This window comes from Ignavibacteriota bacterium, from assembly GCA_016707525.1.
GTDB lineage: Bacteria > Bacteroidota > Ignavibacteria > UBA10030 > UBA6906 > JAGDMK01.
The window spans coordinates 96,493-109,222 of record JADJHP010000012.1; the positions used below are offsets into that span (position 1 = coordinate 96,493).

Consider the following 12,730-nt stretch of genomic DNA (forward strand, 5'->3'; position numbering starts at 1 on the left):
GATAGATCAATGAAAACGTCCTACATCTTCAGACTCTTCGCTATCGCGGTCGCGCTTCTGGTATGGATCCCTGTATTCGGCGGGCGCACGGGGGATCCCAAAGACCAGCCTGCGCCGGCCTCGACGCTCACCAACGACGTCTGCCGGCCGATCCTCATCAATAACATCTTCAACTACTCTTCGAACAACGGAGGCGGATCGTTCAATCCCTATTCATCCAGCAACCAGGGTTTTGAATTCCCCAAGGGGGTGACAGGGCTCACCACCATATTCCAGGATGGTCTCGTCTGGGGCGTCAAACAACGGGACACGGTCAAGGTCGGCGGCTCTGTGTACCGGCACGGTCTCCAGGCCGGGCCCATCATCGTGAGTGGTACATCCGCATCGATCCCTGTCGCCGCCGACGCAACGAATCCCGCCTACAGGGTCTATCGCGTGCGTCGGGACATTCCACCGCTGCCGGGTGTGAGCGACCCGAATAGTCCGGCGGCGGCGGGGGAGCGTGAGATCCTCCTGAACGAGGAAACTTCCCTCATCGGCAGATATGAGGCGGTGAATGCGGTCCAGCTCCTGCAGCAATACTGGGACGACTGGAACGAATGGCCGGCTTCCCTCGGTGCTCCGTACACCGATGTTGATCGCAATGGTGCGTACGACCCGGCGATCGACGTGCCCGGCCCGCCGTTGGCGGATCAGGCACTCTGGTACGTGGCGAACGATCTGAGCTGGGTGCGAAGCATGAACCTCGCGGGATCCACTCCGATCGGACTGGAGATGCAGAGGTCGGTGTGGGCACATCGCCGCGCAGGTGCGCTCGGTGATGCCATCTTCCAATCCTCCCGCGTGATCAACAAGAGCGGCGTTCCACTGGATTCGGTGTACCTTGTGCAATGGGCAGATCCCGACGTGGGGGATGCGGGCGACGATCTTGTGGGGTGCGATACCCTCCTTGGCCTCGGGTTTGCGTACAACGGCGAGACGGTTGATCTGCAGTACGGCTCAACGCCTCCGGCGGTAGGGTTCTTGTTGCTCCAGGGTCCGGTCGTGCCAGGGGCCCCGACGGATACCGCGCTGTATGGGTTTTCTCGCCGTCCCGGCTATCGCAACCTCCCTCTGAGCGCATTCAACTTCTTTTCGTCAGGGTATAGCGGCTATTATGATCCGGACCAGGGTCCCGGCTCGAGAGGATGCTGGAATTGGCAGAATCTCATGAAGGGGCTGGTCGGCGCCAGCGGGAGGCCGTACGTCGATCCTGCCACGCAAGATACCACGCGATTTGTCTTCAGCGGTGATCCTGTTGCCGGTACGGGATGGGTAGACGGTAGCCTACTCCTGCCGAATGACCGTCGCCTGTGCGTGGTGACCGGCCCATTCACGATGGCGCCCGGCGACACCCAGGAGATCGCCGGTGTGTGGTATGCCGCCCGTGGAGCGGACCGGCTTGCGAGCGTTGCCGCCCTGAAGAGGGGTGGCGCAACACTGCGCGCGATGTATACGAGCATATGTAACGGATCGATCCCTCCGCACATGACCCATGTGCTGATGAGGAACGCCGATCAGGCCATGCTATCATTTCGTGCTGATGCGCGGGGAGCTGCGGTGGCAGGCATCCAGGTCCAACTGAAGCGATACGACGGCACCGTGATCTCAACCGTTCCCCTCGCCGATGACGGATCGCACCAGGATGAGAGTGCCGCCGACGGCATCTTCGGAGGGGCAGTACAGATGGCGCCTCTAGCACAGGGGCTGTACGCGGATGCAGTGATCACCTATGCCAACGGCGCGATCGTCCCCTGGGCCCATATCGTGGACAACATCACCACGGCGGATGTTGCCGTCAGTTCCGTCGTGGTCGTGTCCGACAATATCAACAGCGATGGCGTGCCGAACCCCGGAGAACATGTGCGGTATGTCGTCGGCGTACGGAATGCATCATCCATTGCACTCGGGCCCCTGGTGATCTCCGTCGCACCCGAAGAGTCCGGGCATACCCTCCAGATCGGGACGCTGGAGGGGAAGAGTACGTACCTGCGTCCCTTACGATGCAAATGACCCGTCGTCATACGTGTCCTTCTATGTTCCATCGTGGACCACCGATTCTACGCTTGCCGTCGCGTTGGTCCTTGCCGATGCGAGCGACAATGTGTGGCGGGACACCCTCGTCTTCCCGGTGAGCCCTCTGAAGAGCATCGTGTACACGAGTCCGGTGCAGCATGTTGCCGGGTCTGCGACCGGAGCCTTCGAGATCTCGGTTGTCGACACGTCGGCTCTCAAGAGCCATCTGTATGTCATCCGTGGGGTCGTGGATGCGCAGGGTGGGACCACGGGATACTCGGTCAAAGATTCGACCACCGGCATGGTCCTGCTCGAGAACAGCCCTCTCCCCGACGACCTCGGCCATACGAGTCCGGTGATCGATGGTTTCAAAGTGTTGATCGGGACGATCGATACACATCCCGGCATGCGGTCCTGGAAACGCACTTCGGGATACCGGCGATTTTCCCCGGTCGGAGGGTTTGCGGGGATCGGATTGGAGGGCTTCTCCGTACTGTTCAACCCTGAGGCGTATGACAGGTCCCGGGGCACCATGGGGATGGCCGGCAACCTGACGATCGATGGATTTAAAACGTCGCTCGGCGTGGCAGAGTATCACACCGTGCTGCTGAAGCTCGCTGCCGTGTCGCCCTTCGGACTCTGGGACCCCGGGGCGGTTCCTGCTGACGAGAACGTCTCCCGCGCGTACCGGTACCTCGCGTCGGCCGATGCTGCACCGGCAGAGGCCTCGTTCCAGCCATGGATCGTGCACCCTGGCTCCGGTTACCCGTATCAGGGGTACGACTATTCCGTGCCGTTCTCTGCGTGGGACATGGAGACCGATCCGCCGACGCGCCTGGCGGTCGGATGTCTCGAGAACAACGTTGCAGGTGGGCTCGTGGATGGACGGTACTGGCCTGGCACCACGCCGGGCAACAACGCCGTTGCCCGTGAGTTCGCTTTCATATTCAAGACACCATACACGGCCTCAGCGGATCCTGCTCTTGCTGTGAATATGGATGCGCGTTCATCCACCCCCATCATGTGGGTCCTGACGTGCGCCCGCGGCGGCGAGGAGCCCTGGTCCGCCCTGGATCAATTCTCGATCATTGCGAGTCATATGCCGACGCCTGCAGATGTATGGACGTTCAACCCGACGGTCGTGACGGATGTGGTGGAAGCGGCAGCCCCGTCATCGTTCGCGCTCTTGCAGAACTATCCCAATCCGTTCAACCCCAGTTCAGATATCCGATATCAGATATCTGAATTCAGCAATGTACGCCTTGCCGTCTATGATATCCTCGGGCGCGAAGTGGCCGTACTGGTGAACGAGAAGAAAGCGCCCGGAGCGTACCAGGTGCGGTTCGATGCATCGTCCCTGTCGAGCGGAGTCTACTTCTATCGTCTTCAGGTCCGCCCTTCGGACTCCGTCTTCGGGCGCGACTCCAGAGACGGAGCCGGGACGCAAGTGGAAACGAGGAAAATGCTACTCCTCCGGTGACGCTGCCGTTCGTTGATCCTCATTGTCAGGATCTCCTACATTACGGGTTCGTCTCCGCAAATGAGTGAGGTTCCCAAGATGAGAAACCCTGACATTTCTACTAAGCACAAACCCTGACATTTTTACTGCGGTATTACACAACGGCATCCGCACTTCCGGCATCCTTGTGTTTCTCCTCTCCGCGGGGTACCTTTCTTCGGTCCCTGTCCCCGCACACATCCCGTACCCTGAGAGTCCCAACTATGGCGTTCTCTTCGAACAAGACCGCATCGGCCATTCTCCTCGGCCTGATATGCCTTGCCTCCTGCGCCCCGAAACCGTCCGGACAACCGGCGTATGAAGGAGTCTACTGCCGGGGAGAAGGGGACACGACGTATCTCCGCCTGATCGACGAGTCGTTCGCGTTCTTCGATCCCAACCCCATCGTGCCAAACCTCGCCATGCTCTACAAACCCGAATGGGATACGTTCGTGGAGGGCGCGGGCTGGAACGCATGGTGGATCCAGAACAGCTACGGGTTCTCGTATGCCGCCACGCCATTTCTCCAGGAACCATGGTTCTCCATCCTCCAGCGGTCGTGGGACCTGCACTGGGATAACCAGGGCGACGGCAAACGTATGAGCATGTGGGATGGCAGTCCGACGGGTGCGTGGTTCTCCGGGCTTATCGCGCCCGACGGAAGTTTGGGCGACATGGCGCGGCCGCACGAGATCGGATTCAAACAGGGCGATGGCGACCAGAACGTGCACGACTGGTTCTACGAGGCCGCTGCGGCCGGACTGGTGATGCAGTCGGAGATCCTCCTGGCAAACCGCGACACGGCAGCGATGCGTCATTATCTGCCGAAGATGGAACGCGCCTGTGCGTTCATCGAATGCACGAGGGATCCGAAGAACAACCTGTTCCTCGTCGGCCCGGCCAGCAACCTGCTCGCGCCAAGCTACGGAGGTGTGAGGAAGCTGGACGGTTCGCTGGGAAAGGGATACCTTGCCGGACTTTCCATAACGTATCTCGCGGCGCTCGACAGGATGGCAGAGTTGTATCTGATCACGGGCGAGAAGGACAAGCTGGAACTCTGCAAGAAACGGCAGGAGATCACACGCAGTTCGTTGCCCCTGTTGTTGACGACCGAGGGTTACTTCGTGAAGAGCATCGAACCCGGTGGGATCAGGCACGGCGTTCTCGGGCAGGAGCCGCACAACTATCTCGAGGGCGTAGCGAATGCCGATGCGGTCGCACTCCGGGTGGTCGACCACCGCACCGCGGAGAGCATCTACACGCGCATCGCATCATATCCGGCGATCCGGCCGTTCGATTTCCTGCTCACCAATGCCCCTTCTCTGGATGATACATACTGGGAAGGAAAGGGGGCCTTTCCGGGTGCCGGCACCGAAGTGTTCCGTCAGTTCGGACACTGGGTGGACGGCGGGGCGTGGGGAACGGTGGAAGGGCGCGCGATACTGATGTACTCCCGTCTCGGACGGTTCGACGACATCCTCCGCTCCGGCGTGCGTGCCATGAAGTGGGCGAAGGACTTCCGGATGGATGCGCCATGGTCGCAGCAGGGTGAGAACACGGACAATCTCTGGTCGGATTCCGGCGAGCATCATGTCGGCGGCGTCAGCGTCATGATCGACAACTTCGCGATCCCCGCGGCGACGGTCCGCGGACTCTTCGACTACGAATACCGTTCTGACAGGCTGATCCTGCGCCCGCGCGTACCGGGTTCGATCACCTACTACGAGCAGAAGCAGTCCGTGCGGTTCGGAGAGAAGAGGCTCTTTCTGTCGTGCCGCAACGGCGGCCCGCGTGTGAAGGCCGTGAAAGTCAATGGACGGCCGCAGGAAGGAACGACGCCCGACGAGGTCGTACTGCTCTTTGCCACATTGCCGGACGAGGCAAGGATCGAGATCGTGACCGAAGGTGGGTCGCCTGCTGTGTCCGCCGATGTTGTATACCCGCGGGTACCGGCTCTGGACGCCGCACGACGATCTGCTTCCGGCGGCAGCGATAGCCTCGGGGCACGGTTGAGGAAGCCGTACGCAGTTCTCTCCCGGTTCAGGGCGCTGATCGCAAAGGAACCGGGAGCGGACTATGAGCGCGCATTCGTGGGTGCGGCGCTGCGTGCATTCGAAAGCTGCGCCATGCGCGCGTCGCTGGATCCCGGGCCGGGCTACTACCGCGTGGTGACCGCCGAACGGAAGGCTACAATGCAGAAGTTCTATGAGAATGCTGCGCTGGGGATGTATGATGGGCTCGACCGACGGATGTCAGCGGCTGCCGGCGTAAAAGACGCTCAGGGATGGCGTATCCGGAAGCTGTTCAAGCAAGCGCGGCGATAGAACGATCAGAGCAGGAGCCAGAGGTTATATATTCCCGCCAGAAGCACAAGGACCCCGGCACCACGACGAAGCCACACCGCCACAGGACTCGAAGAGGTCCAGGCCAGGTAGCGTGCGATGGTCTGGGTAAGGGTACCGGCGACAACGATGACACCGGCGTGACCGAGTGCGAAGGCGGAGAGCAGCAGAACAGAGAACCAGATGTGATCGGAGGCCGCGGAGAAGACGAGGCCGAGGATCGGGGCGAGGAAGGCGAACGTGCATGGCCCGAGCCCCAGGCCGAACATCAGTCCGAGCATGAAGATGCCTGAACCGCTCCGCCGCGCTGATGTGTTGCCGCCGTATCCCACCCCAGGGGAGACGAATGACGTCGAGCAATGCCAGCCCCATCACGAGGAAGACGGCGGCGAGCAGGATATTGCCCCACTCGCCGATATCGCCCAGGATCCGGCCAAGCATCGCGGTCAGGATGCCGAGAAGAGCGATCGAAAGCAGGATCCCCAGCGCGAAGATCGTCGAGAGGAGCAGCGCCCGTGTGGTCGTCCGCTCTGTCTCGGCGGTGATGTAGCCAACGATCAGGGGGATACTGCTCAGGTGGCAGGGGCTGAGAAGGATGCTCGCGACCCCCCATGCGAGAGAAGCACCGGCCGCCATCACAACACTGCCGCCCAGTGCGAGCGAGAGGTACGTGAAGAGTTCCTCGATCATCGCCGGCCTTGCACGTTCAGTCCATGCTTCCTGAGAAGGGTGTCGATCTCCGCCTCGGCAAAGAACCCCTCGTGGCGGAACACTTCCTTCCCTGCACCATCCAGGAATACCTGTGTGGGGATCACACGCACGCCGTATTCCTTCCCGAACTTCTTCTGTTCCGCCTTCCAGACATCATAAAAGACGACGCGTATCTGGTCGCCATAGCGTTGCTGGATGCTCTTGAGTATGGGCTGCATCATCCGGCAGGGGATGCATTTGTCGGAGCCGAGTTCGACGAATGTGATCCGGGGGGGTGTCGTCTTCCCGCCATCCTGAGCATGGGCGGGCAGAATACTCAATGCGCAGAGCAGCGCGACGATCTGCAGGGTTCGTGTCATGCGGATGTACAAGGCAACCTCCATTGGGATCATTGTACCCGGGCCGTGATCATACGGCGGGGGCGAAGTATCTGGTGCGAAGCCGTAACGCGACGTTCACCAGGGCAAGCATGACCGGCACTTCCACGAGCGGGCCGATCACTGCCGCGAAGGCCTCGCCGGAACTGATGCCGAAGACCGCAACGGCCACCGCGATCGCGAGTTCGAAGTTGTTGCTTGCCGCGGTAAAGGAAAGGGTGACGGTCTTGCCGTAGTCCGCTCCCATCCTGCGGCTGAGAACAAAGGATACCAGGAACATCACCACGAAGTAGATGATGAGGGGGATGGCGATCCGCAGGACGTCCATCGGGATCCTGACGATGTACTCGCCCTTCAGGGAGAACATGACAAGGATCGTGAAGAGCAGGGCGATGAGCGTGATCGGGCTGATCGTCGGAATGAACGATGTGGTATACCATGTGTCACCTTTGAGCTTCCGGAGAACGATGCGTGTCAGCAGTCCGGCAAGAAAGGGGATCCCGAGATAGATGAAGACGCTCTCGGCGACCTGTCCGATGGTGATGTCAACGACAAACGTTGTGAGTCCGAGCCAGGCCGGAACAACGGTCAAGAAGACATACGCATAGACAGAAAAGAACAGGACCTGGAAGATGGAGTTGAACGCGACGAGCCCCGCGGCGTACTCGCGGTCGCCGTGCGCAAGATCATTCCAGACGATCACCATGGCGATGCACCGGGCCAGCCCGATGATGATCAGCCCGGCCATATACGCGGGGTACTCGCGCAGAAAGACGATCGCCAGGACAAACATCAGGACGGGGCCAATGACCCAGTTCTGGATGAGCGAGAGGACCAGGACCTTTTTGTTGCGGAACACGTCGCCCAACTCCTCATAGCGGACCTTTGCCAGGGGAGGATACATCATGAGGATCAGCCCGATGGCGATGGGGATGTTGGTGGTCCCTGATTGGAATCCGCTCCAGAAGCCTACGATGCCCGGCGAGAGGTATCCCCACAGGACACCGGCAAGCATCGCCAGGAATATCCAGAGCGTCAGGTAGCGGTCGAGGAAGGATAGATTCTTGGTCACGGACGTCATCGTTGCCTCGCGTTAGTAGATGGCGTTGAAGAGATAGCCGACCAGCAGGATGCCGGTCCCGACCACCCCCACGAAGATCGCGATCAGGGGGAGCTTGATCACTTTGCGCAGGATGATGGTCTCGGGGAGGGAGAGCCCGATGACAGCCATCATGAATGCCAGCGTTGTCCCCAGCGAGGCACCCTTTTCGAGAAGAGCATGGACGATGGGGATGATCCCGGCAGCATTAGAATAGAGGGGGATGCCGATCAGCACGGAGACGGGGACGGCCCACCAGGCAGATCTGCCCATGATACCCGCAAGGAAATTCTCGGGGACATAGCCATGCACCCCGGCACCGACGGCTATGCCCGCGATGACATAGGGCCACACTTTACCGACGACCTCGCGCACTGACTGGAAGCCCATGGTGATCCGGTCGCTGAACTTCAGGGAGATCTCATCAGGATGCTGCTGTGCATGGATGGCCAGGACCCAATCCTCGATATAGCGCTCGACCTTCAGTTTCCCGATCACGTACCCGGAGGCGATGGCGATGACCAGTCCGGTGGAGGCGTAGAGCAATGCCGTCTGCCAGCCGAAGAGCCCCCAGAGCAGAACGAGGGCGACCTCGTTGATCATCGGTGCCGCGACGAGGAAGGAGAATGTGACACCCAGTGGTATCCCGGTCTCGACGAACCCGATGAAGAGCGGTACGGCCGAACACGAACAGAAGGGAGTGACGACGCCGAGGCTTGCCGCCAGGACGTTCCCTGCGAACAACGGCTTGTTGGCGAGCATACGCCGGGTACGTTCGGGTGAGAAATAGCTCCTGATGATGCCGACACCGAAGACCACGATGACGAGGAGGAGAAGGACCTTGGGCACTTCGAAGACAAAGAACCGGACCGCATCGGTCAGGTGCCCTGCCGGCGGAAGGGGGAGGAGTCCGACGAATGCGGACGTGATCGGATCCAGGAAGGCATAGACCACGATCCACAGGACGAGGAAGCTCACCGCTGCCGTAATGGGCGAGAGTTTCACGCCTGGATGCCGGCAGAAGAGGTGTGTTGCTGGATCAGCGTCTTCAACGCGTCCACGGACGGGACACTTCCGGAAAGCACGACCTTGCCGTCGATGACGAGTCCGGGTGTGCGCATGATGCCGTAGGAGGCGATCTGCTGGTAGTCCTCGACCTTCTCGATGAGCGGTGCGGGCGTCATGCCTTCCACGGCTTCATGGGTGCGGCGTTCGAGGGTCTTACAGTTCATGCAACCGGGTCCAAGTACTTTGATGACCATCGGAATGTTCCTTACGCTGGGATATCTTGTATGATGACGGAATGAACGGAAACACAGGGATCAGAGACTGCACAACTTGTTCCGGTCCACCGTGTGGGCCTTCTCACGGTCGGCCTTGATCTGCAGCTCCGTCTCGAGTCCTGTCTTGAGCGCCGAAAGGAGAGGCCGGATGAGGGTGTCGCGTGTGGCGGAGTTCAGTTTGTAGTTCACCCACTTGCCGTCCCTGGAATCCGTGATCAGTCCGGCGTCGCAGAGGATGGTCAGGTGTTTGGACACGGTGGAGGTGGAGAGTCCGAGGATGGCGCGGACCTCGCACACGCACAGTTCCCGTTCCTCGAGCATCTTCACGATGCGGAGGCGGCTGGGGTGGCTGAGTGCCCTGAAGATCGTAACGGTCTTGCGGTCCATTCTCTCATTTCGTTAACTAACGAAATGTAAGGGTCTCCTCGTCAAAAAGCAAGCGGGGGGCCTGAATCCTTGCCCGGGGGATCCGTCAGGCCAGCATTACCTGCGGGTCGGCACGACCATGGTCTCCTATATAGAGAGTCGCGCTTTGCTCTACGTCCTGATTTTGCTACTTTTCACTAGAGCGTGCACCAACTGTGTTTCATTGAGACGTGCTGGACCAGCGAAGATCCCTGCCATGAAAACTATACGTTCAGTGAGGCCGCGGCGGCCTCTGTGTTCCCTGAGAGAAGCGGTGGGAGCCCTTCTGCTTTCTTCGCTCCTGGCATCCTGCGTCGCATCGCACGGCAGCAGCAACCAGTCCATGCACTGGGTAGGGACCTGGGCCACGGCACCGCAACTCGTCGAGACAGGGAATGCTCCGCCGGCGCCGGGGTTGAGCAACAACACGTTGCGGCAGATCGTGCGCGTCTCGATCGGCGGCGACAGTCTTCGTGTGCGATTCTCGAATGCGTTCAGCACAGAGCCGGTCATCCTTCACGCTGTGCACATTGCGCTCTCCACCGGAGGGGGGACGATCGATCCGGGGTCCGACAAGGCGTTGGCCTTTGACGGAAAAGAGGAGATCGTCATAGGACCCGGGGCCACGGTCACCTCCGATCCGCTGGCATTCCCGTTGAGGCCTCGCGCTGATGTTGCGATCACGACCTTCTACGGCGTGAGTCCGGTGGCTCTCACGGGCCATCCAGGGTCACGGACAACGTCGTACCTTTTCGCCGGGAATGCGCTCTCCCGGGTTGACACAAGCGGCGCGGTGAGGACGGATCATTGGTACACCATCAATGCGATCGACGTGCTTGCTCCTGTCACGGCGGCATGTGTTGCGATCCTGGGGAATTCCATTACCGATGGGAGAGGGTCCACGACGAACATGCAGAACCGCTGGCCGGATATCCTCTCAGAGTCCCTTCTCAAGGATCCGGGCACGTGGCATGTCGGGGTCCTCAACCTGGGCATCGGGGGGAATTGCGTCCTTGCAGGCGGACTGGGGCCGACGGGGGCGAGTCGGTTCGACCGGGATATCCTCGGACAATCGGGGGTTCGCTGGGCCGTGGTGTTCGAGGGAGTCAACGATATCGGCAAGGTCAAGACGGCCGCTGCCTCGGCGCAGACGGCAACTGATCTCATTGCCTCCTACAAGGAGATGGTTGCAAGAGCGCGCGCAAAGAACATCAGGATCTACGGGGGAACCGTTCTCCCGTTCAACGGTAACGGCTACTACAATCAGTACAGCGAGCAGTGCCGCGTTACAGTGAACGAGTGGATCCGGGGAACGGGCAATTTCGATGCATGCATCGATATGGACATGGTCATGCGCGATCCCCGGGATCCCACGCGGTTGTTGTTGCCTGCGTACCAGAACGACGGATTGCACCCCGATGCCGCGGGATACGAGATCATGGGATCATCCGTCGATCATCGGTTGTTCACCGGACCGGAAGTTCTTCGGACAGGACGCGGCAGGTAATATCTCGTGAGGTCTGCGCGTACGCAGCCTCAGGTCTCGTGCACCCCGGCGTCAAAGGCCGGCAGGCTGATCCTGAATTCTGTTCTGCCGGGCTCACTGTGCACGGCGATCTCCCCGTTGTGCCAATCCACGATCTTACGGACGATATCCAGCCCCAGTCCTGTTCCTTCGCCGACCGATTTCGTCGTGAAGAACGGATCGAAGATCTGATCTCTCACCTCCGGAGGGATCCCGGGGCCGTCGTCGATCATTCGCACGATCACCGCCGGCCCGTCATGGGATGCGGTCACGACGACATGTCCGTTGTCGGGCGCAGCATCGATCGCATTGTCCAGGAGGTTCATCCAGATCTGGTTGATCTCTGCGCTGAGGCCGTACGCGGAAGGGAGGTCCGGGCTGATATCGGGAGTGATCGCGATCGACCTGTGCTTTGCCTTCCCGCTGAGGAGCGCGATCGTATCCGTCAATCCCGCCGGGACATCCACCGGCCCCTGGACCGGTGCCTGATCCAGATGCGTGAACCCCCTGACCGCAGTGACGAGGGAATGTATACGACCGGCCGCCCGTTCGATATTGATCGCCAGTGCGCGTGCCTCGCAACCCGTAGTGATCCACCGCAGCGCAGGATCGAGTCCGGCATGCGGGAGCGCTGACGCCACGCGGTTCAGGGTGTCATCATCGATACCGAGCCGGGCTAATTCTCCCGCCACGCGTGCATCAGCACCATGCGTCTGCAGCCACGCGGCGATCTCCTCCTCCCGGTCTGACAGGGCGAGGCCCGAGGGCGTCCGGTTCCTTGCTCCATCGACGCAGAGCGCGTGAACGGCCTCGAGGTCATCGAGCTGCGCCGGAGTGAAGCCGGCCGATCCGCGTTTCCGCGCGGCTTCTTCCACCGCAAGCAGGGCACGCATCACGGCTTTTGCATCGCGCATGGCAGCCGAGGCCGGATTGTTCAGTTCGTGAGCGAGGCCTGCGGCGAGCTTGCCGAGAGACACCATCTTCTCATTGCGCAGATCTGCCGACGTGAACTTCCGGGCGCGGTCCAGCATTGCATGGACCAGGATCGAGGTCACTTCGTGGCATTCCCGGATGAGGGCGGGGAATGCGCGCTTGTGGATGGTCAATGATTCGACCGTTTCTTCGACATAGGTATTTCCCGGCGCAGTCACCAGGCGTGAATACGGGATCAGACCTGTGACGTCGCCACCGTGCCATTCCATGACCCGCCGATGTGCCGCTCCCATGGGGACGTAGATGGCCAGGCGGCCGGAGAGCACGATCTGCAGCAGTTCCACCATCTGGCCGGGTTCGAGAACGACCTCCCCCGCCGGGTAGTGCATGAGGGTGCCGTGGGTAGCCAGCCACGTGAGTTCCGTTCGCGGCGCTTTGCCGATCGTCCGGTGTGAGGCAAGGCGGTTGACGAGTTCTTCCGTATCCATGCGATCTCCTCTTC

The 12,730-nt window shown here is 60.7% G+C and carries 10 protein-coding genes and 1 pseudogene; 4 read left to right on the plus strand and 7 right to left on the minus strand.

Going from position 1 to position 12,730, the window contains the following annotated elements; translation table 11 throughout:
- Positions 1-9 precede the first annotated feature (9 nt).
- The 3 genes from IPI01_17820 to IPI01_17830 all read left to right on the plus strand — a co-directional run bounded on the left by IPI01_17820 (position 10) and on the right by IPI01_17830 (position 5,877).
- Positions 10-2,052 carry a hypothetical protein gene (locus IPI01_17820; GenBank protein MBK7259620.1) on the plus strand — a complete coding sequence of 681 codons (2,043 nt, stop codon included), beginning with the start codon at positions 10-12 and terminating at the stop codon, positions 2,050-2,052.
- Positions 2,053-2,866: 814 nt separating this feature from the next.
- Positions 2,867-3,535, plus strand: a complete 669-nt coding sequence (locus IPI01_17825) for a T9SS type A sorting domain-containing protein (protein MBK7259621.1) — start codon at positions 2,867-2,869, stop codon at positions 3,533-3,535.
- Between the two features lie 242 nt (positions 3,536-3,777).
- The gene (locus IPI01_17830) at positions 3,778-5,877 is read left to right on the plus strand and encodes a hypothetical protein (GenBank protein MBK7259622.1); all 2,100 of its coding nucleotides are present in this window, start codon (positions 3,778-3,780) and stop codon (positions 5,875-5,877) included.
- 5 nt (positions 5,878-5,882) lie between these two features.
- Here the strand turns inward: IPI01_17830 and IPI01_17835 are convergent.
- The 6 genes and pseudogenes from IPI01_17835 to IPI01_17860 form a co-directional block, all read right to left on the minus strand.
- Positions 5,883-6,585: pseudogene (locus IPI01_17835) on the minus strand (cytochrome C biogenesis protein).
- Entirely contained in the window at positions 6,582-6,965 is a 384-nt protein-coding gene (locus tag IPI01_17840; GenBank protein MBK7259623.1) for a thioredoxin family protein, read from the minus strand. Before IPI01_17840 ends, IPI01_17835 begins: the two are co-directional and overlap by 4 nt.
- 49 nt (positions 6,966-7,014) lie before the next feature.
- Positions 7,015-8,064, minus strand: a complete 1,050-nt coding sequence (gene arsB / locus IPI01_17845) for an ACR3 family arsenite efflux transporter (protein MBK7259624.1) — start codon at positions 8,062-8,064, stop codon at positions 7,015-7,017.
- A gap of 12 nt (positions 8,065-8,076) precedes the next feature.
- Positions 8,077-9,087, minus strand: a complete 1,011-nt coding sequence (locus tag IPI01_17850) for a permease (protein MBK7259625.1) — start codon at positions 9,085-9,087, stop codon at positions 8,077-8,079.
- Positions 9,084-9,344, minus strand: a complete 261-nt coding sequence (locus IPI01_17855; GenBank protein ID MBK7259626.1) for a thioredoxin family protein — start codon at positions 9,342-9,344, stop codon at positions 9,084-9,086. The genes IPI01_17850 and IPI01_17855 overlap by 4 nt, the downstream gene beginning before the upstream one ends.
- A 60-nt stretch (positions 9,345-9,404) precedes the next feature.
- Positions 9,405-9,752 (minus strand): winged helix-turn-helix transcriptional regulator, encoded by a 348-nt coding sequence (locus IPI01_17860; protein MBK7259627.1) that lies wholly within the window; start codon positions 9,750-9,752, stop codon positions 9,405-9,407.
- 235 nt (positions 9,753-9,987) lie between these two features.
- Here IPI01_17860 and IPI01_17865 point away from each other — a divergent pair, with 235 nt between their 5' ends.
- Positions 9,988-11,277, plus strand: coding sequence for an SGNH/GDSL hydrolase family protein (locus tag IPI01_17865; GenBank protein ID MBK7259628.1), 1,290 nt, complete (start codon positions 9,988-9,990; stop codon positions 11,275-11,277).
- Between the two features lie 29 nt (positions 11,278-11,306).
- On the opposite strand, the gene IPI01_17870 is transcribed toward IPI01_17865, so the two are convergent.
- The gene (locus IPI01_17870) at positions 11,307-12,716 is read right to left on the minus strand and encodes a GHKL domain-containing protein (protein ID MBK7259629.1); all 1,410 of its coding nucleotides are present in this window, start codon (positions 12,714-12,716) and stop codon (positions 11,307-11,309) included.
- Positions 12,717-12,730: the final 14 nt, after the last annotated feature.

Excerpts from the sequence above, each read along its gene's own strand:
- IPI01_17865 (MBK7259628.1), top strand. The coding sequence starts at position 9,988 with ATGAAAACTATACGTTCAGTGAGGCCGCGGCGGCCTCTGTGTTCCCTG.
- IPI01_17860 (MBK7259627.1), bottom strand. The coding sequence starts at position 9,752 with ATGGACCGCAAGACCGTTACGATCTTCAGGGCACTCAGCCACCCCAGC.
- IPI01_17830 (MBK7259622.1), top strand. The coding sequence starts at position 3,778 with ATGGCGTTCTCTTCGAACAAGACCGCATCGGCCATTCTCCTCGGCCTG.
- arsB (MBK7259624.1), bottom strand. The coding sequence starts at position 8,064 with ATGACGTCCGTGACCAAGAATCTATCCTTCCTCGACCGCTACCTGACG.
- IPI01_17820 (MBK7259620.1), top strand. The coding sequence starts at position 10 with ATGAAAACGTCCTACATCTTCAGACTCTTCGCTATCGCGGTCGCGCTT.
- IPI01_17825 (MBK7259621.1), top strand. The coding sequence starts at position 2,867 with ATGGAGACCGATCCGCCGACGCGCCTGGCGGTCGGATGTCTCGAGAAC.
- IPI01_17855 (MBK7259626.1), bottom strand. The coding sequence starts at position 9,344 with ATGGTCATCAAAGTACTTGGACCCGGTTGCATGAACTGTAAGACCCTC.
- IPI01_17870 (MBK7259629.1), bottom strand. The coding sequence starts at position 12,716 with ATGGATACGGAAGAACTCGTCAACCGCCTTGCCTCACACCGGACGATC.
- IPI01_17840 (MBK7259623.1), bottom strand. The coding sequence starts at position 6,965 with ATGACACGAACCCTGCAGATCGTCGCGCTGCTCTGCGCATTGAGTATT.